This window comes from Candidatus Poribacteria bacterium (assembly GCA_021295755.1).
GTDB lineage: Bacteria > Poribacteria > WGA-4E > WGA-4E > PCPOR2b > PCPOR2b.
The window spans coordinates 1-19,871 of record JAGWBT010000103.1; the positions used below are offsets into that span (position 1 = coordinate 1).

Here is a 19,871-nt window from a genome sequence, read left to right on the forward strand (position 1 = left end):
AAACTTGCTAAAGCAATCTGTATACCAAGTATGAATACTTGGGTTTTAGACCTAAAGGTTTTTTTCATAAGGAGGAGATTGGTCAGTATCTGACCGAGTGGATCGAACACGGAAACCGGATGCGGGCTGAACAGGCAAAGAATTCGGATTCAGCAACGCTTAGATTACGCGAAATTCGCAAAAAATACGGAAGCGCACGCAACTTTTTTGAAGCCCAAAAGTGCCATGAACGCACGCAAATACCTTCTCGATGAACATACACCTCTACGAACCAATCTTTGGATCTAGTATGACAGCCGTCGAATTTGTTGTGAGGCGATCCAAAGCCTTTAGGTAGCGTTGCGGAATCTTCGCTTTGACCCGGATTGACTCACCTTGATAGTCCGTATCGAATACTTCACCATGCTTATACAGATAATCTAACGCCTTTCCATCTTGATAGGCGAGCGCAAGCGACACATCTACGTCCTGAGTTGCAAACCGTTCAGCGAGAAGGTCTTTTAGTGCTTCCAGCCCTGTACCATCCTCCGCCGATATTGCAAGGCTATCGGGATATTTACTTCGGAATAGTTGGATATGTCCCTCTTCCTTCAGTAGATCTATTTTATTAAACAACATGAGCGTTGGTCGCTCAAGGGCATCCAACTCTTTAAGCACCTCATCGACAGCATCAATCTGGCTCTCGGCTTCGGGATGGGCGACATCAACAACATGAAGCAGCAGATCCGCCTCCACAACCTCTTCTAGCGTTGCCTTGAATGAGGCCACCAAATGGTGTGGTAGTTTTTTGAGAAAACCGACTGTATCACTTAATAGTACGTGTTGGTTATCCGGTAAATCGAGGAGGCGGGTTGTTGGATCTAACGTTGCAAACAACTTATCTTCAGCCAGCCGCTTCTCACTCGTCAAAGCGTTAAACAGCGTTGATTTCCCTGCGTTGGTGTAGCCGACAAGCGAGACATTAATTACCTCTTGACGTTGCTTTCGCTGTACACGGCGACGTTTTTCAACTTTCTGGAGTGCTTTTTTTACACGTGAAATCTGTGAGAGAATCAATCGCCGGTCAATCTGAAGTTGGGTTTCGCCCGGACCACGCACGACGCCGCCAGCGCGCCCAGCACTTACGCCGGCTGTGCCCCCTGCGCCCGTACCGAGTCGAGAGAGGTGTGTCCACATTCGTGTCAAACGTGGCAACGCATATTGCAGTTGGGCAAGGTCAACCTGTAGTTTGGCAGCTTTCGTCTGTGCACGTTGCGCGAAGATCTGTAGAATCAGGCTTGTCCGATCAACAACAACGATATCAAGGGATTTTTCCAAGTTACGAGTTTGTGCCGGTGTGAGATCGTTATCAAAAATTATTGCCTCTACCTTGAGTTCACTGACTATCGCCTCTACTTCCTCTAACTTTCCTCGCCCGATAAAATAGGCGGGATCGGGTGCTTCTTTCGGCTGTATGATTTCGGCTAGCACTTCCATCCCCGCCGTTTCTGCAAGTCGTCTCAGTTCTTCAAGTGAACTTTCCGCATCGCTCTGCAATTCATCTTTCAACTTCACCCCAACAAGGAATGCCCGCGCTGGGGAAGTTGCCATAGTATCCTGTGTTTCGTGCATTTCGTCTCCTTTCGGCGATAAGGCATATCAGTCAGTATGAACTTCGGTGCTCAAATTTAATCTCTTAAATCCAGAGGTGGGGTATTTCTTCGTAATTCTTTCGGTCAATCTCCTGAAAATTCCCAGATAATTATTCTCCTCCCACAATGAGAATTATGGGGCAGTGAGTTCTCAAAGGTAGAGAGCAGAAATGTCCAATCATGTCTCTAGCGAAACGGGATCTCGACCTATCGGGACGGTGGAGAAGAAGCGCATTGTAGAATTAGCAGCGGTACGCCGCTACAAAGAAGCATTGGAAACACACGGTGTGGGAAGGAGACAATATGCCTACAGACATATAGAATCGGTCATAGTTCCATCCACGCTGCCGTGTTACGATTCTATTCTGCAAATTGAGCGGATTCGCTTAAAAAAGTCTCAAGAAGTGTCTCCGGTGTCAAATCGGAGGTCTCAATCTGGATTTTGTTCGGAATCAGAGACGCGTCGAATTCTTCTTGGAAACGATCCAGAAGCATCGGAATATCCTCTGTCTTGATCAGGCAATACTCGTGAAGATTTGTCTCCATCCGCTTCTGAATCACTTCGGGGCTGGCTGTCAAATGCACCAAGATTGCGTTCTTTGGCATCTCCTCTTCATACTGGCGTATCTCACTCGCTACGCCGCCGGGATAGTAGTAGAGGGGACCATAAATCGCTTCCTCAATGTGGAAACCACCTAACAAGATATGATCAAAGCGATGCATTAGACGGATATGATAAACGAGCTGCATCCGCTGAAACCGCTCTTTGAGCGCAGGAGAGAGGTTGACCATCGTCTCTCTATCTTCAGGCGCTAGATGTTGACGGTCTGGGATGGTAAAGTGATCATCAAGGTGATGGTTGATGTCACGTTCATGCCCCCAATCCATAAGCCCCTCAATTAAAGTTGTAACGCCGGTGTATTCACAGCCAACTACAATAACGCGCATATTTTCCTCCGATGCCGTTGAAAGGGTTTCGCTTTATTTTAACGCTTTGATACGACCTTCTATCTCAGGTATAAGTTCCTGTAAGTCAGGATTGGTACGAGCAAGGTGGAGAGCCCGCTTGTACTGGGTCACAGCTTCCCCATCGCCCCCTCGTTCAGCGTAGATGATTCCCAAATTGTAATATGCCTTTGCATCACCCGGATTGACGCTCGCTGCCCTCTCGAACGCAGCAACAGCTTCATCAAGTTTGCCCTGCGCTTTGTACGCATTTCCTAGGTTGTTGTGTAGGTTTGCTAAGGTCGGGCTAATGCGAACCGCCGCCTCAAAGTGGATTACGGCTTCATCGAACCGGTTTTGATCAGAGAGAGAGATTCCTAGATTATGATGCGATAAAGCGTCGTGTGGACTTATTGCGATAGCCTCTTTGTATGCAGCGATGGCTTGGTCAAGTTTATCCTGCGCTTTGTAGGAGTTTCCGAGATTGTAGTAAGCATATGCACTATCCGGATTGAGTTCAATCGCTTTCTCAAAAGCAACAATAGCATCCCCAAAGTTGTCTTGCTCCATGTAGGAGCGGCCCAGATGGTTATACGCCTGTGCATTATCCGGGGCGATTCTTACTGCCTCTTTGAGCTGCACTATCGCAGCCTCATTGTTCTCCTGTATACGATAGACAAGTCCTAAGCTGTTACGTGCCTCCACAAAATCTGGCTGGATACGGATCGCATTTTTATAAGCTAGCGCCGCTTCATCAATTTGGCCTTGGCGATAGTAGGCGTTCCCCAGATTATAGTGTGCTTCCGCAAAGTTGGAGTCTATCTCAATCGCCTTTTTATACGCTAGAATCGCTTCATTAAATTTACCTTCTTCCTGATAGGCATTTCCCCGATTGTAGTGCGCTGCAACCTCTTCATCATCACAGGAAATGAAAATAGCACTTACTCCAATCAGGTAGATGGCAAGGATGTATTTCATTCTCAATTCCCCTCATATCCCAAAGTTCTCAACGGGTGTATCACCGTCGATAAATGGTAAAGCTAGTTCGATGATACACGAACAGAAAGCTCTTCCCATTCGATTAGATTTTGATCTTGATTTTTCTCAGATTTTGCGGTACAGTGTAGCACCATTAGGGTGTAATGTCAATACAGAAAGGTTCGCGCTAGGGGCACTCAGTTCTCCTGTAGGAGGGATCGCTGAATCCCGACATAAATAGCTCCATATTCGGACGCTCGGCAGATTACTAACCCCAATGGGAGCCGTAATCTCTACCAAGTTTCAAACTTACCCTTGACAAACGATAGAAAGAGAAGATTGGATGAACACCACGGCAAATTCCCTTGATCCTATTACATCAGAACTCATTAAAAACGCACTAGATGCATTGGTCGATGAGATGGCACTGACGCTGGTACGCACAGCGTATTCATCCAATCTGAAAAATGCGATGGATCTGTCCGCAGCGGTGTGTGATACGGAAGGACAACTCATCGCACAAGGTTTGACGTTGCCGCTGCATCTCGGCTCTGTGCCCGAATTTATGCGGGCGGTCATCGCTAAGTTCGGCGGGAAGATGTGTGACGGTGACATCTACATCACCAACGACCCGTATGAAGGCGGCTCTCACCTGCCTGATATGTATCTGTGCAAACCCATTTTTCTCGACGATCCGACCCCCACTGCCTTCGTGGTCTGTATCGCACACCACACCGACATCGGGGGCAAAACGCCGGGTGGAAATGGTTGTGACGCAACAGAACTCTATCAGGAAGGTTTGTGCATCCCGCTACTCAAACTGTATGACAAAGGTGAGGCGAATCAAACGGTTTTCGACTTCATCGCTCGCAATGTACGTATCCCGCGTCAGGTCCTTGGTGATTTACGGGCGGAATTGGCGTGCCTGCACGTTGGTCAGGAGGGAGTCCGGGCGTTATTCGAGAAGTACGGTGTAGCACAACTCTCAGCCTATTTCGCGGAGCTGCTCAACTATGCTGAACGGACCGCGAGATTAGAAATTGGTGGCCTACCCGATGGCACCTATTCATTTACTGACTACCTCGACGACGACGGTATAGACCCTGACCCGATTCCGATTGCGGTAACCATCACCATTACCGGTGACCAGATGACCGTTGACTTTACAGGCTCATCGCCACAGGTCAGAGGTGGCATCAACTGTCCACTCTCGTTTACACAATCGACAGCCTATGCTTGCGTACGCTGCTTAATGGGAGCGGATGTTCCGAACAATGGTGGCTACTTCCGTCCAATCACAGTCATTGCACCAGAAGGTACTATTCTCAATCCACTAGCACCGGGGCCAGTCGCTGCACGCGGCTTAACCGGTTTTCGCATCGCTAACGTGGTCTTTGGTGCACTCGCTCAAGTCGCGCCCGACCGGGTTCCCGCCTGCGAAATCGGAGGCGATACCGGCGTCAGCATTGGCGGTTACGAGCGTGTTGTGCAAGATGGAAAAATGGAATTGCATGGATTCGTATTCCTTGAATTTCTCTACGGCTCATGGGGAGGGCGTTCGGATAAAGATGGGATCGACGGCGCAGCAAGCAGTGTAGTCAACTTTTCCAACAATCCCACCGAAGTATTAGAAGTCGAACTACCACTTCGCATCGAAAGTTACAGCTACCTTCCTGATACCGGCGGCGCGGGGATCTACCGCGGGGGACTGAGTTTGGTACGAGATTTTCGCTTGCTAGCCGAAGAAGCAACACTACAAATCCGGGCAGACCGTACAAAATATCAACCCTACGGACTGCAAGGAGGGGGGGCAGGTGCCCCGTCACAAAATATCTTGAATCCTGACCGCGAGGCTCGTGAATTACCTCCCAAACCCACAATGACTATCCAACGCGGCGATGTCTTCCGTCATATCGCCGCGGGTGCAGGCGGGTGGGGAAATCCTTTTGATCGGGCTCCGCAAGCGGTGTTGAGAGATGTGCTCGACGAAAAAGTTACGCTCGAACACGCCCGCGATGCTTACGGTGTGGTCATTAACCCGCAGACATGGGAGGTAGATGAGGTTGCTACCGACCAACTGCGAGCAACAGAGTAGCACAACAACCACGCAATTATTCCACGAAAGGAGTACATGATGGCAAAGCAATACCGTGCATGTTTAGTTGGATGTGGTCGGATGGGTGCCACGATTGACGATGAAATGGAGGGGCGTCCGGAGAGTTTCCTCTGGATTCCCTACTCCCACGCAGCGGCAGCTGTAGCATGCGATCGAACGGATCTGGTAGCAGTGTCAGATGTGATCCCTGAGAAGGCAGAAACCGCACGCCAACGTTATGACGCGCAACACGCCTACACCGACTACCGCGAAATGATTGAAAAGGAACAGCCGGATATTGTATGCGTTGCTACCCGTCCGCCGCAACGTGCGGAAGTGGCAATCTTCGCCGCTGACCACGGCGTGAAAGGTATTTACGCCGAGAAACCGCTCTGCTGCTCTATGGAAGAAGCCGATGCCATGGTAGACGCCGTTGAGCGAAATGGCACCAAATTCAACTACGGGACACAACGACGCTTCATGCCGTTTTATCGCAAGATGCGTGAATTAATCGACGCTGGCGAGATTGGCGACGTTCAGTGTGTCATCGCTCAATACGGTGCTACCTCTGCACTGTGGGGGTTGACCCACGCCGCCGATATGCTGCTGTATCTCGCAGGCGATGTGGGGATTGACTTCGTTCAAGGCTCAATCATGTGCGATCCCGAAGATTGGGATGGAAACCGTCTCAATACCGACCCTGCCATCGCTGGCGGCTATGTCCGTTTCTCCAATGGAGTCCACGGCTACAACACAGCAGGCACCGGTCCTGAATTCGAGGTGTGCGGCACAAAGGGGAAAATGCGCACCATTAACAACGGGATGACCTGTCAATTTCGCAAAGCATCGGAATCCTCTCGTATCCTAGAGGAGATGCCCTTTCCAGAAGTACCCCGCGAGAGTGGCACGGAGATGGGCATTAAGAATCTCGCGGAAGCGTTGGACACCGGAGAGGAGACACAGGGACCGATTCAACTCGCACGCCGCAGCCAAGAAATGCTGATGGGGATGATTGAATCCGATCGTCTGGGTGGTATGCGCGTGTCGTTACCGATGGTCAACCGTGGACTCTATGTCGGTCGCCCCGATTGGTAGGAGGCAATTACGATGAGTTTGGACCAAGCCCTGCAACACCTGAAAATTGATGGATGGTATGTTATGGAAGGGGTCATTCCAGAAAACGAGGTTGATGCTGTGCGCGAGAGCGTCGAACGATCGACCATCGTGCATCGTAATCCCAACGCCCCCGACGGTATCGGTCATGTGCCGGGGTTTATCCGCTACGACCAATCCATCGCTCCGTACTTGGCTGACCCACGTACGCTTGCCCTTGTCGAAGCACTGTTAGGTCCCCATGTGCGAATATCCTTTACCACCGGCACAATCAACTATCCGGGAAATGAACGCGGAGGATGGCACGGCGATTGGCCCTTTAATCAGAACAACGCCGGTCACATCCCTGCCCCCTACCCCGATGCGACGATGCACATCACGACGTTGTGGATGCTCTCACCGTTCACCGGCGAAAACGGGGGCACCCTCATCGTTCCCGGCAGTCATCGGTCAAACAACAATCCGACCGGAAACAACGGCGTTGATCCGAACGCTCCCTACCCAACCGAAATGCAGGCAAACGGACCTGCCGGCAGTGTGCTCGTGATGGACAGCCGTATGTGGCATGCCACTGCCCCAAATCGCACTGACCGTCCGCGGACTTCGGTAGTGGTACGCTATGCACCGTGGTGGCTTAATCTGGATGTGCTGATGGACGGTTCGGAGGAGCGTACCCGGATTGTAGACGAAGCTGGCGGAAAGGAGAACAATGTGCCACCCATCCCACCGGCCGTTTATGACGCTTTCCCCAGCACCGTAAAACCGTTGTTTCGGCATTGGGTGAGAGAGGATACACCATAAATTCAATCTACGGCTGCAGGGCAATAAAATTGGAATATTGTTAAGAGATTTTCTATCACGGTTGAAGCATTAGCATTTTGATAGTGACAAAAACTTGATTTTTTGCTATAACATGGTTCTATCAATATATTTCCGATCATTGATCACCTTTTGAGGAGGGCGGACATGCCACAATTTCACCGTGAAAGTCGCGTCGTCGTCTGGGAGGGGCATGTCGCCACGCCCGGCGGAGAGCGATTGCAGAATGGCGACATCCTCATTACCGCACGTTATCCAGATCCCCATGCAAAACAGCCACGAACCATCTCAGGGATGAAGCGTTCCCGTGACGATGGAAAAACGTGGGAGGGTCCCATCCATCAATTTATTCCGTCGCGCCCTGACCATCCAACCTCATTTCTGGCGTATCATGGCATGGTGGAACTGAACGACGGAACAATATTATTACCCATTTCTGGCATTGGAGGCCCCTATCAAGGCGTATACCTGTGCCAATCTACAGACGCCGGCGAATCTTGGTCAGAACCTGAGCTTGTCGGAAGCGGGATTGCTAACTTTGATTGGTCCGACGTGCACACTTACGGCAAAATCCGCGAGTTGTCCGACGGTACATTACTCATGCCGGTGTGGGGACGCCTTCGAGGTGAACGGGTTGCAGCGAGCGCCCAGCTACGGTCAGTTGACGGTGGCCGCACTTGGGATGAAGGAGTCGTTCTCTGCCGCGGTGTCATCGCTCAAAACGAGGTAATTGAACTACCCGATGGCAGACTGATGGCAATGGTCGCAAGTGACGACTCCCCCGCGGGTCACGGCATGATGCCCCTCTACTGGACCTTCTCAGAAGACAAAGGACGCACGTGGTCCGATTTGGAACTGACCATGTACCCCATCTATGGACACTCGCCAACACTATTTCTCACCTGTAAAGGCACACTACTTTGCTCATACCGCTGGGTTGGCGATTTGGATCAAGGCTGGTGCGGTGTTGGATTCAGCGACTACTCTCACGAAGGCGACTGGAATGGCACATGGCGCAACTCACCAACACTGGTGTGGTCAACCCGCTCTGTCCATGAGCCGGTAACCATTGGTCGCACAATCGGCGGCTATTCCAGCATTATCCCACTGAATGATGACCGCTTTATGATCTTCTACTTCATGTCGTGGGGAGGCAACCAAGACTCAGAGACACGCGACATTGAAGGCGTAGTATATGCGGAGGCGTAATCCTTGACTTCGCAGTGAAACCCGCGGTCGGAGGATCAACCGGGGAGGTAACCACCGCAATGGACACAGTTCCGTACGATGCCATTATTGTTGGTGGGGGACACAATGGGTTGGTTGCCGCAGCCTATCTCGCACGAGCTGGGTTGGAGGTACTGGTCTTGGAACGGCGGCACGTGGTGGGTGGTGCCTGCACGACTGAGGAAATTTTTCCCGGCTACCACATCTCTACCTGTTCATTTATCGTTCACATTTTACAGGATAAAATCGTGCGCGATTTGGACCTGTATAAGCATGGCTACCATGTACAGGCGCTTGATCCAGAGCGATTTTTCCCACTACCTGATAATCGTTATCTACTGCATTGGGCGGATACTGAGCGTACCTGCCGGGAGATAGCGAAATTCTCCGAGCGAGATGCCGCTGGCTACCGCAAATGGATCGACTTTTGGAAACGGGCGGGTGGTCTATTCAATGAATACTTTCTAACTGAGCCGCCGACGATCGCCGAGCTGTATGAGCGTGTAAGCAGTACCAAGGATGAGGCGTTACTTGACCGCCTGCTCAACGGGACGCTCACCAAATTGCTCGACGAAATGTTCGAGACAGACGCAGTAAAAGCTTCGGTCATGCACACGCTAGACATGAAGAACATGGATGAGCCGGGTGTGCTGTTCGGCTACGCTTCGATTAAACCGAACCTGCTGGCCGCCCCGCACAATCTCGGCTTGGTCACGGGCGGGATGGGAACGCTCACCACAGCGATGGCACGAGCGGCGCAGAGTTTCGGTGCAAAAATCCGTTTGGGGGCAGAAGTCAAGCGAATCCTAATCGAGAATAGTCAAGCACAGGGCGTGGAGTTGACCGATGGACAGGTGTTACGTAGCAAGTTAGTCCTTTCCAACGCAGACCCTAAGCGTACGTTCTTGGGGCTAGTCGGTGCTGAACATCTAGAAGCTAGTACTGTCCAAGCAATCACCCAACTAGATACTGACTTTGCTACGCTGAAATTTCACGCAGCAGTCAACGAATTACCTGACTTTAGTCGGCACCTCGGTCCCAATTACGACCCACGCTATGTTGCTTCAATACGCATCTGTCCCTCCACTGACTACTATCGAAAATCGGCACAGGACGCGACGGAAGGGCGGCCCACGCGCCACCCAATTATTGATGTTCAAATCCCAACCGTCTATGATCGAACCATTGTACCAGAAGGCACCCATATCGTCTCGATGTGGGTACGATATGAGCCGGTTAAGCCGAAAGAGGGGACATGGGACCAACTGCGCGAACAAGAAGGCAACCGGCTAATTGACGTACTGACCGAATACGCACCAAACTTCCGTAAATCTATCATTGATTGGCTAGTGTATACGCCGATGGATCTGGAGCGTCGGGTATACCTGACTGACGGCAACATCCATCACACGAGCCATGTTCCCGGGCAATTACTGGGTGACAGGTTGTTCACGCGTGGTGGCTATCGCACACCGATTGAGGGAATGTATATGTGCGGTGCGGGAACGCATCCGGGTGGCGAAGTAAGTGGCGCGCCCGGGCACAACGCCGCACATGCAGTTCTCGCTGACCACGAAAAAAGTGGAAAGCGATAAAGGTCAAAATCTACAAAAAGATTGCTGTTACGTCAATTTCACCTCAGCAATCTGCCATTTGAACTGTCCCAATCAGTCCTGATTCCGCTTCGTTCAGCCTAAGGAGATTCGCAAAACTCCGAAGGCTCAGATTCGCTTATTTGCTCAACCACTCATTCGTATATCCCTGCAAACTGACCGCAACTCTCTGACCTATCCAAGGTGAGGAAAAAAGCCAAAGGAAAACAACCATGAAAAAAGTACCGATCCTGTTTATTGTAATGTTGGCGATGTGTCAAGCAACTATAATCCACGCCGAAGAAGTCAAACTGACCGCCGGTGATGCTGCGGCGGATGACAATTTCAGCACTTCGGTCGCCATCAGCGGGAACTACGCTATTGTCGGGGCTCCGGGTAACGATGACGACGGAGACCGGTCTGGCTCAGCCTATATTTTCGTGCTCGATGGAGGGGTTTGGGCTCAGCAGGCGAAACTCACTGCCAAAGATGGAGCGGGAGGAGATTTCTTCGGTCGTTCCGTATCCATCGACGGCGACTGGGCAATCGTCAGTTCTCATCACGATGATATATGGTCAGGTTCAGCCTATATCTACCAGCGCGACGGAAAAAATTGGAAAGAACACGGTAAACTCGATCCCGACGATGGGGAAGCAAATGACAGTTTCGCTTTTTCTGTCGACATCAGCGGGGACACCGCCATTAAAGGAGCTGACTCCGGCTCGGTGTTTGTCTACGTGCGCGTTAAGGACAAATGGGTAGAGGAACAAAAATTTACACCCCGCGACGCGGAGGGAGGGGACATCTTTGGTTCTGCTGTCTCCATCGACGGTGACTACGCTATCATCGGGGCTCTTTGGGACGATGATAAAGGAAATCGGTCCGGTTCGGCGTATATCTACAAGCGCGTCAGGAATGTTTGGCAACAGGAGGCGAAGCTTACAGCCAGCGACGGGGCGAGGAACGCCGAGTTTGGCTTTTCTGTTCACATCAGTGGAAAGTACGCTATCGTCGGGGCGTATGGGCACAATAGCGGTACTGGTGCGGCGTATGTCTTCGTGCGCAACGAAGACAAATGGAAAGAAGAGGCGAAACTTACAGCCAGTGACGGGCAACCCAAGGACGACTTCGGAATTTCTGTCTCCATCAATGGAACCACCGGAAACATTGGTGCCCTGGTGGGATCGTACCGGCACGACGGTAAAGGAAGCAACTCCGGCGCGGTCTATTCCTTTTTACGTAAGGGTAACGCTTGGGTTGAAAGGGCGAAGCTGACTGGTAGCGACGTAGAAGCAGCGGATAGATTCGGTGTTTCCGTCTCCCTCAGTGCCAATCATGGCATCACCGGCTCCAGCTTGAAAAATGGCGGTACGGGTGCAGCCTATATCTATAATGCCTTCGATTTGGCGCTTCCAGTCGAACCCTTGGGGAAGCAGGTTGTCTTGTGGGGACAGATACGCAGAAATGCCCTGTACCAAAACTTCCCAAATCCGTTCAATCCCGAGACGTGGATTCCGTACCAACTGGCAGAAGATGCCTTCGTTACTTTGACCATCTCTGATTTAACGGGTTACGTTGTCCGCACATTCAACGTCGGACATCAGCCCGCTGCCATGTATACATCAAAAGAGAGAGCGATTTACTGGGATGGTCGTAACGACACAGGCGAACCTGTTTCCAGCGGCATCTATTTTTATCACCTACAAGCAGGCGACTTTGCCACAACGAAGAAGATGATAATCATCAAATAGTCTGTGCGCCTCATACTATTTGGAGATATAGATGCAACTCTTTTGTGGGGCAGATTCCCAATCTGCCTCACAACCATAGGGCACCTTTTCCAGTGAATCTATGAACTCAAAACGTTCATCAGTCGCTTCTCTGCCATCCATCATTTCTACCCGCGCTGTATGGCTGGCTCTGATTTTAATCCCCATCAATGCCTATTGGCTGGTGATTTCTCGACAACCCTACCAGTATCAATCCGTTCCCACAATCATATCGCCTTTCTTTAATGTCATCTTCATTATCGGCCTGCTGCTGCTCCTAAACTTTCCCTTAAAGCGATTCACACCCCAGCTTGCTTTGAATCAGGGAGAATTGATAACAGTTTATATTCTGCTAAGCTTGACCTCTGCGATTCAATCGTTCCAAATGATGCAAACGCTCACCACCATCATGGAGGTCCCCTTCCGGCACGCCACGCCCGAAAATGAGTGGAGAGAACTGTTTTGGCGACATATTCCGTCATGGCTTTCGGTCAGTGATAGAAATATACTAGATACGTATTATAAGGGAGATTCAACCCTTTACATTGACAAGCATATTAACAGTTGGCTGATGCCCTGTCTGTGGTGGTCGGCTTTCGTCGTGGTACTCGTTTTTGTGATGATCTGTATCAATGTGATTGTCAGAAGGGCATGGGTTGAAAATGAGAAGCTATCCTATCCGATTATCCAGCTCCCCCTAGAGATGACAGATTCGACGTCCGCAATCTTCAGGAATAAGGGATTGTGGCTTGGGATTGGCATTTCGGGTGGGGTTGCACTAATTAATGGGTTGGGATGGATTTTTCCGACTATTCCGTCCATTAAGTGGAGTCCTTACTATCACAACTTAGGCACATATTTCACAGCCAAACCGTGGAGCGCAATGGGGTGGATACCAACTGGGGTTATCCTGCCTATGGTTGGTTTATCCTTCTTTATGCCGTTAGAGATGTCCTTTTCTTGCTGGATTTTCTATTGGTTCTGGAAGATTCAGAAAGTGATTGTTGTCGCAATGGGACTTCAGTTCGTTGCGGGGTCCTATGCCGTTGTTCAGATTCAGCAATCATTTGGCGCCCTCCTCGGCATTGTATTGGTAGCACTATGGTCGAACTGGAGACATCTCGTCGCGGTTGTTAAGCGTATACTAGGCGACAGTACCTTGGACGATTCTCAGGAACCGATGCGCTATAGCACCGCGCTCCTCGGCACCATCGGAGGTATCGGCTTTCTAACACTTTTTCTCTGGCGGGCAGGGCTCGCTGTTTGGATCGGTATCACCTTTTTTGTACTCTACTACCTTGTATCACTCGGTGTGACGCGAATTAGAGCCGAATTTGGTGCCCCGTTTCACGATTTTGTTTTTACGGGTCCCGATCAAATATTGCCCGATGTTTTGGGGTCTCGTCGTTTCGGTGCGCGGAACTTAACAGTGCTGACGATGCTCAATTTTTTTAACTTTACCTACCGCGCGCACCCGATGCCCCATCAAATCGAAGGATTCGCTTTAGCCAATCGAACAAGGAGAGGTACTAGCGGGTTGGTTATTGCTATGACCCTCGCCCTGATTGTAGGAACCCTCAGCTTCTTTTGGGTCTATTTGCATATAGCTTTCGAGTCTGGAGGTAGCTCCCTTGAACGATTTGCAAATGCCGGGTATGTTCGCTTACAGAACTGGATGCTTAATCCGTCTGAATTTGATTATACCGGGGCAGGGGCTATAGGGGTTGGTTTTATGTTTGTCCTCTTCTTCACCGTGATGCGAAGGTTATTTTTATGGTTTCCGTTTCACCCGGTGGGATATGCCATTTCAAATAGTCATGATATCAACGTCTTCTGGTTCTCTGTTCTTATCGGTTTTTTCGCCAAATGGATTGTCCTCAAGTATGGCGGACTCAAGCTCCATCGACAGGCGCGTCCGTTCTTCCTCGGATTGATTTTGGGCGGATATATGGTCGGAGGCTTCTGGACGATCGTCGGCGACATTATCCACATGCGAATATTCTTTGGTGGCTCAAGGTAGATTGCTAGAACATACCTTCACAGTATGTAGTATTTTGTTTCAATCGGAGACAACAAAAACTGATACAACCCCGTAATGATTTGGTTGGTATTCGCTTAACAGGAAATGTTAAAATGATAGCAAGGTTGTGTAACCGAACTTCTATTGAGGGGGTGATAAATTATGGAACCTAAAGAACAAAAAACAATAATGACAGACAGTGTCATCACGTGCGATGACGAAATTCTTTCTGGCACACCTGTATTCAACAGCACGCGCGTTCCCATCAAAAATCTGATCGACTATTTGGAGGCTGGCGATAGTCTTGACGAATTCCTAGATGATTTTCCTTCTGTAAGTCGTGACCAAGCTATCCAAACATTGGAACTGGCAAAGGAGATGCTGCTAACACACGCCTATGCGAATTCTCATTGACGAATGTCTACCTAAAAAACTGAAAAGAGAATTAGCAGACCACACTATTTTTATGGTTCAAGAAAAAGGTTGGTCAGGTATGAAAAACGGTGAATTGCTTCGTGTGGCGGAAAGCGAATTTGACGTTTGGGTAACCGCGGATCAGAACATTGAATACCAGCAGAACCTCAACCGTTTTAATATTGCAGTGATCGTACTTGTTGCACCCAATAATCGGTTGGGAACACTTCTACCAATGATACCGAAACTACACGAAGTACTACTGTCTATTCGACCTCACCAAGTTATTTACATTGACGCCTAAGCTGCCGTTACAAATGAGCACAGATCGAGGAATAGTTTAACTACTGGAGGAAAAAATTATGAAAGCTGCTGTTTTATATGGACTGAACCAACCGGTTGTCGTCGAAGATATCGAGATGGAAGCGCCCAAAGCGGGCGAAATTGTCGTTAAAATTGCAGCGACTGGAGTTTGTCATAGCTGTCATCACGCAATCACCGGCATGTTGGGCGTCCCGTTCCCTATAGTGTTGGGAGATGAAGGTGCGGGTGTCGTCGAGGAGGTCGGTGCCGGTGTTACCTTAGTGAAACCGGGCGATCGCGTGATTCTCTCGTGGGTGCCGTCGTGCGGTCACTGTAGCTATTGCACGCAAGGATATGGCAATCTCTGCATGAAGTCAAGACAGGGAGGACGTGGAAACCTGCTTGACGGCACGACCCGTTACAAAAAGAATGGGGTGCCCATCCACCATTTTGGGATGGTGGCTTCCTTTGCGGAATACAGCGTGATCCCGCAAGAATGCGCGATTCCACTCGATGATGACATCCCACTGGATACGGCTGCTCTCATCGGTTGTAGTGTCACAACAGGGGTTTGCGCAGCGACCAATACCGCTCAAGTGCGGCCGGGGAGCAGTGTGGTGCTTTTTGGTGCCGGCGGCATCGGCTTAAATGTCGTTCAGGGGGCAGTCATCGCCGGTGCTGAGCGAATTATTGTGGTCGATCTGGTGGATTCAAAGCTAGAAATGGCACGCCAGTTTGGTGCCACGCATACAATCAACGCCAGCGAAGTCGATCCGATTCCAGAGATCCAAGTCTTGACGGATGGATTGGGCGCAGATTATGCGTTCGAGGCAATCGGCACGCGCACCACCTATGAACAAACAGTGCGAGCAATACGCAATCGAGGAAAAGCGATCTGGGTTGGTGCTCCACCTCTCGAACCGCTGTCCCTCGACGCGGCGATTGTGTTCTGGGGCGAAAAAACGATAATGGGCAGTAACTACGGTTCGGCACGTCCCCGCTATGACATGCCACGTCTACTTGCACTTTATCGCGCTGGTATGCTCAAGTTGGATGAACTGATTACCCGAACCTATCAATTAGAAGAGGTGAATGAAGCGTTTGATGACATGCTGAACGGGGAAGTTGCACGCGGACTTATTCGCTTCTAACCCGGTGTATCGTTTTTCTTTTTGTGGGATAGCAAATTCAGGCGAGGACGTTTGGGTTTGTAGTATGCCAGAATCACTTCCGCCATGCTTTGATTCGTCCCCAAGCGGTGGTTAGCTGCCCAGCGGGAGAAACGCTCAGAAGCGGACCAACCCCCAGCTTCATATTGTCTTTTAGCTCATTCACAGGCAGCGCACGATTCCAGATGCGTACCTCATCGATGATGCCTTGGAAATTCCTGAACCCTGCGAAAGTACCGCCAATTCGCAGGTCGTTCTCCTTGTCTTCCACTGGAAACGTCAGATCTGCCGCCTTATCCTCATTTACCAACTTCCCATTGAGATAAACACGGTGCTCGGCCTTCTTCCAAGTGCCGGCAGCGTGATACCAGACATTGAAATCTACACCAGCCTCCTTTTTCTCTTTATTGATTTCCCGTGATCCTTCCTCCACACTGAGTTGGAGGTTAAACTTAGAATACTTCTGAAACCGGAGTGTATAACCGCCTCGTCCATGTGTGACAACCCAGTCGTTAGTCACTGATTCTTTGGCAATGAGTCGAGGAAGATTTGCGTTGCCTTCTCCTTTCATCATAAACCAACACTCCAGTGTGCCATCCGATCCTTCCATCTGGAGTTCCTTAGAATCTTTCGTTTCGATGATCACGACATCATCTTCTCCATCAAACTCTAGCGCTTTGCCAAACTTGCCCGGAACCCATTGTGGGGCATCTAACTTACCATGGTGACCAAATCTGGACCTATCGAAGGCTGTATCGCCTTCCCCTTCATTAAATGGAAGGTACAGGATTAAAGATTCATCATTTGCATATTTCTGTGCAGGAGTTAAAGACGGAAGCATCAAAAGACTAGCTATTGCTAAAACAAGAAACGGTGTCTTCATAACCTTATCCTCCTATTGATTATTTACCAGTAATTTTTAACCTTTACCTTCTATAGCTTGCTCCACGAAATTAGTTTGGAGGGGCACCACAGCGTCTTGATTACGTCAAGAACAGGTTCTGCTGCTCGCTGGTTCATGTGCTTCAACGTTTCGGTTTGAATAGACTATCACCGCTCTACTTTAGTCTTTCCAAAATGCACGCACGACCCACTATGAAACGGGGAAAATATCACCCCAAAACCGTTGAACAATCTCCAATCATACCCTTGGACTGGAACCGTCGATATTATAGCACAGATTCAAAAAGAGTTACAAAAAAATGGTAAAATCTCAGAAGGATATGACAAAACTGTGCCGGGATTTCGGGGCATTCGCATCTTGCAGCTACAAATTCCCAGTTTATGTTCTATTTTTCTGGAATTTGTGTTATAATAGTATTCGAGTTTGGACTATCTGTTTCCAATTCATGCAGCTCCATCAAGGATACTATCCACAGTGAGGTTAGAAGTTATTTGGGACCGGCAACTAAATAACTCCATCATTAACCTGCTCTGATTTCTCCTTCGCAAGAGGAAGAGTTGTTCCTTAGGAAGGAGTAATTAGGAAGAGTCGGTCGAAACGTATCGGTGGTTAAACTCTCATTCCTTAACCGTTTTGGGGTATATCTCCCCTATTTTCTCGTAAAGCGTGAAAGTCAAAAATTAATCGAAACTTAGGAATAGGAGGATACGGTTATGAGGATATTGTTACTCACTTTCGCGATAGCCAGCCTGTTAATCCTGCCATCTTTGACCAACGCCCAGAAATATGCAAATGACGACTCTTTGATCCTTTACATGCCATTTAATGAAGCAACCATGGAAAACTCGAAGGGAGACCACAATGGGTGGCAGGAAAGCATGGAAAGGCGATAGAATTTGATGGCGATGACGATGTTGTAATTATCGAAACAAAAGATTCCCAAGAACTCCAATTGCATAAATCCGCAGGCACAGCCGAGTGTTGGTTCCTCATGAAAGGAGAGGGCATCTCTACCGCCCCTCGACTCATCGCTAAGGAATCAATTACTAACGATCATTGCGACTGCGACCCGTTGAGGGGTGGCTTCGCTCTCAAGTTTAGAAGGCACGGAAAATTTAACATCCAACTCAGCGTGGAAAAGGGATCAAGGAAAAACAATGACCCGAATCCGGACGCTACTGTAAATAATGATGTCTGGTATCACGCCGCAGGAACTTGGGAGGAGGGCGAACATCGCGTTTACCTCAATGGGAAACTGGTGTTCGAGGATGAAGGAAACGAGGCACTCCCACTGAAAGATGTAGACAACGACCTCCGGATCGGTGGGACTTTCGCAGGTCTCAGAAACTTCCACGGCATTATTGATGAAGTTCGCGTTTGGAATCGCGCGCTCCCCATAAATGAGATAAAAGACAACATGAAGTTGGGATTCGGCCCACTGCTGGGTGTTTCTCCCGATGGAATGTTAACCACAACTTGGGGACAAATCAAAGCACGATTTGAGTGATTGCGTTAATAGCATTGACCGGCAAAGTGTTTCTGATTGCATTTGCTATGCAGATAACCCGTAGGTCGAGATTCAGATCTCGACACCCAAATCTCAACAGAACCTAGCTAACACACTTTTTTACTAATCCCGATATTCTGATTGATAATGTTGAACTTCAGCGGTGTCATTTCTATTGGATTTACGCAGTTGAATGCTCAAAGTCTCCGTGTCGGGAGACTTCGACCTGTAGCTCGGCGATTCAGCACAGCCCCGATAAATTGGGGCTGAAGTGCGTAACTCCTATTAGGAATAGGAGGATAAAGTCATGAGGATATTGTTTCTTACTCTCGCGATAGCCAGCCTATTAATCCTGCCATCTTTGACCAACGCCCAGAAATATGCAAATGACGACTCTTTGATCCTTTACATGCCATTTAATGAAGTCGGTAACCATGGAAAACTCGAAGGGGGACCACAATGGGTGGCAGGAAAGCATGGAAAGGCGATAGAATTTGATGGCGATGATGATGTTGTTATCATCGAGACGAAAAATTCTAAGGAACTCCAATTGCATGAATCCGCAGGCACAGCCGAGTGTTGGTTCCTCATGAAAGGGGAAGGGATCTCTACCGCTCCTCGACTCATCGCTAAGGAATCAATTACTAACGATAGTTGCGACTGCGACCCGTTGAGGGGTGGCTTTGCGCTCAAGTTTAGAAAGCACGGTGTAAAACTTACCCTCCAACTCAGCGTAGAGCAAGGGTCAAGGAAAAACAATGACCCGAACCCGGAGGCTGAGGTAAATAACGATGTCTGGTATCACGCCGCAGGAACTTGGGAGGAAGGCGAGCATCGCGTTTACCTCAATGGGAAACTGGTGTTCGAGGATAAAGGAAACGAGGCACTCCCATTGAAAGATGTAGACAACGACCTCCGGATCGGCGGGAGTTTTGCCGGCTTCAGAAACTTCCACGGCATCATTGATGAGGTGCGCATCTGGAATCGCGCGCTGCCCGTGGTTGAGATAAAAGACAATATGAACCTAGGATTCGGTCCGCTTCTGGGGGTTTCTCCCGACGGTATGTTAACCACAACTTGGGGACAGATCAAAGCACGATTTGAGTAATCGGGTTGATAGCATTGACCGGCAGAACATTCTCAATCGCAATTACTATCTTGTAATAGATTGGCACTTAACATCGTGTTGAACAACACAATTCTCCGAAAATTTTGAGACTTTAGATTGATAGTGTTGAACTTCAGCGGTATCATTTCTATTGGAATTTGCACTCGTAAAAGCGTGATCTTAAGAAAACTTATTTAGTTATCAAAATCTTCCAATCTAAACCCCCGTCTTTTAATGCGGTGATACAGATTGGCTCCTTGTGTCAACGTCTACAAAC

Annotated in this window: 16 protein-coding genes; 12 read left to right on the forward strand and 4 right to left on the reverse strand. The window is 49.3% G+C overall.

What is annotated here, in order from left to right; translation table 11 throughout:
* Window positions 1-264 precede the first annotated feature (264 nt).
* The 3 genes from hflX to J4G02_15055 form a co-directional block, all read right to left on the reverse strand.
* The gene (hflX, locus tag J4G02_15045; protein ID MCE2395884.1) at window positions 265-1,590 is read right to left on the reverse strand and encodes a GTPase HflX; all 1,326 of its coding nucleotides are present in this window, start codon (window positions 1,588-1,590) and stop codon (window positions 265-267) included.
* A gap of 401 nt (window positions 1,591-1,991) precedes the next feature.
* A complete protein-coding gene (locus tag J4G02_15050; protein MCE2395885.1) occupies window positions 1,992-2,579 on the reverse strand; it encodes a hypothetical protein in 588 nt (195 codons plus the stop codon).
* A 33-nt stretch (window positions 2,580-2,612) separates the two neighbouring features.
* Window positions 2,613-3,554: a tetratricopeptide repeat protein gene (locus J4G02_15055; protein MCE2395886.1), complete on the reverse strand. Its 942-nt coding sequence runs from the start codon at window positions 3,552-3,554 to the stop codon at window positions 2,613-2,615.
* Window positions 3,555-3,897: 343 nt separating this feature from the next.
* Here J4G02_15055 and J4G02_15060 point away from each other — a divergent pair, with 343 nt between their 5' ends.
* The 10 genes from J4G02_15060 (at window position 3,898) to J4G02_15105 (ending at window position 16,057) form a co-directional block, all read left to right on the forward strand.
* Window positions 3,898-5,649 (forward strand): hydantoinase B/oxoprolinase family protein, encoded by a 1,752-nt coding sequence (locus J4G02_15060; GenBank protein ID MCE2395887.1) that lies wholly within the window; start codon window positions 3,898-3,900, stop codon window positions 5,647-5,649.
* Between the two features lie 39 nt (window positions 5,650-5,688).
* The gene (locus J4G02_15065; GenBank protein MCE2395888.1) at window positions 5,689-6,744 is read left to right on the forward strand and encodes a Gfo/Idh/MocA family oxidoreductase; all 1,056 of its coding nucleotides are present in this window, start codon (window positions 5,689-5,691) and stop codon (window positions 6,742-6,744) included.
* A 12-nt stretch (window positions 6,745-6,756) separates the two neighbouring features.
* Window positions 6,757-7,563: a phytanoyl-CoA dioxygenase family protein gene (locus tag J4G02_15070; protein ID MCE2395889.1), complete on the forward strand. Its 807-nt coding sequence runs from the start codon at window positions 6,757-6,759 to the stop codon at window positions 7,561-7,563.
* Between the two features lie 165 nt (window positions 7,564-7,728).
* Complete coding sequence (locus J4G02_15075) at window positions 7,729-8,790, forward strand: exo-alpha-sialidase (GenBank protein ID MCE2395890.1); 1,062 nt, start codon at window positions 7,729-7,731, stop codon at window positions 8,788-8,790.
* A gap of 59 nt (window positions 8,791-8,849) precedes the next feature.
* The gene (locus J4G02_15080) at window positions 8,850-10,403 is read left to right on the forward strand and encodes an NAD(P)/FAD-dependent oxidoreductase (protein ID MCE2395891.1); all 1,554 of its coding nucleotides are present in this window, start codon (window positions 8,850-8,852) and stop codon (window positions 10,401-10,403) included.
* A 230-nt stretch (window positions 10,404-10,633) separates the two neighbouring features.
* Window positions 10,634-12,151 carry a hypothetical protein gene (locus tag J4G02_15085; GenBank protein MCE2395892.1) on the forward strand — a complete coding sequence of 506 codons (1,518 nt, stop codon included), beginning with the start codon at window positions 10,634-10,636 and terminating at the stop codon, window positions 12,149-12,151.
* Between the two features lie 100 nt (window positions 12,152-12,251).
* The gene (locus tag J4G02_15090; protein ID MCE2395893.1) at window positions 12,252-14,189 is read left to right on the forward strand and encodes a hypothetical protein; all 1,938 of its coding nucleotides are present in this window, start codon (window positions 12,252-12,254) and stop codon (window positions 14,187-14,189) included.
* Between the two features lie 189 nt (window positions 14,190-14,378).
* A complete protein-coding gene (locus J4G02_15095) occupies window positions 14,379-14,603 on the forward strand; it encodes a DUF433 domain-containing protein (protein MCE2395894.1) in 225 nt (74 codons plus the stop codon).
* The gene (locus tag J4G02_15100) at window positions 14,587-14,907 is read left to right on the forward strand and encodes a DUF5615 family PIN-like protein (protein ID MCE2395895.1); all 321 of its coding nucleotides are present in this window, start codon (window positions 14,587-14,589) and stop codon (window positions 14,905-14,907) included. Before J4G02_15095 ends, J4G02_15100 begins: the two co-directional genes overlap by 17 nt.
* Before the next feature lie 58 nt (window positions 14,908-14,965).
* Window positions 14,966-16,057: a Zn-dependent alcohol dehydrogenase gene (locus tag J4G02_15105; GenBank protein MCE2395896.1), complete on the forward strand. Its 1,092-nt coding sequence runs from the start codon at window positions 14,966-14,968 to the stop codon at window positions 16,055-16,057.
* A gap of 73 nt (window positions 16,058-16,130) precedes the next feature.
* Here the strand turns inward: J4G02_15105 and J4G02_15110 are convergent, their stop codons facing one another.
* A complete protein-coding gene (locus J4G02_15110; protein MCE2395897.1) occupies window positions 16,131-16,958 on the reverse strand; it encodes a LamG domain-containing protein in 828 nt (275 codons plus the stop codon).
* A gap of 886 nt (window positions 16,959-17,844) precedes the next feature.
* Between J4G02_15110 and J4G02_15115 the strand changes: the two genes are divergently transcribed.
* Window positions 17,845-18,486: a LamG domain-containing protein gene (locus J4G02_15115; GenBank protein MCE2395898.1), complete on the forward strand. Its 642-nt coding sequence runs from the start codon at window positions 17,845-17,847 to the stop codon at window positions 18,484-18,486.
* Between the two features lie 307 nt (window positions 18,487-18,793).
* Window positions 18,794-19,594 carry a LamG domain-containing protein gene (locus tag J4G02_15120; GenBank protein MCE2395899.1) on the forward strand — a complete coding sequence of 267 codons (801 nt, stop codon included), beginning with the start codon at window positions 18,794-18,796 and terminating at the stop codon, window positions 19,592-19,594.
* The last annotated feature ends 277 nt before the right edge of the window (window positions 19,595-19,871 follow it).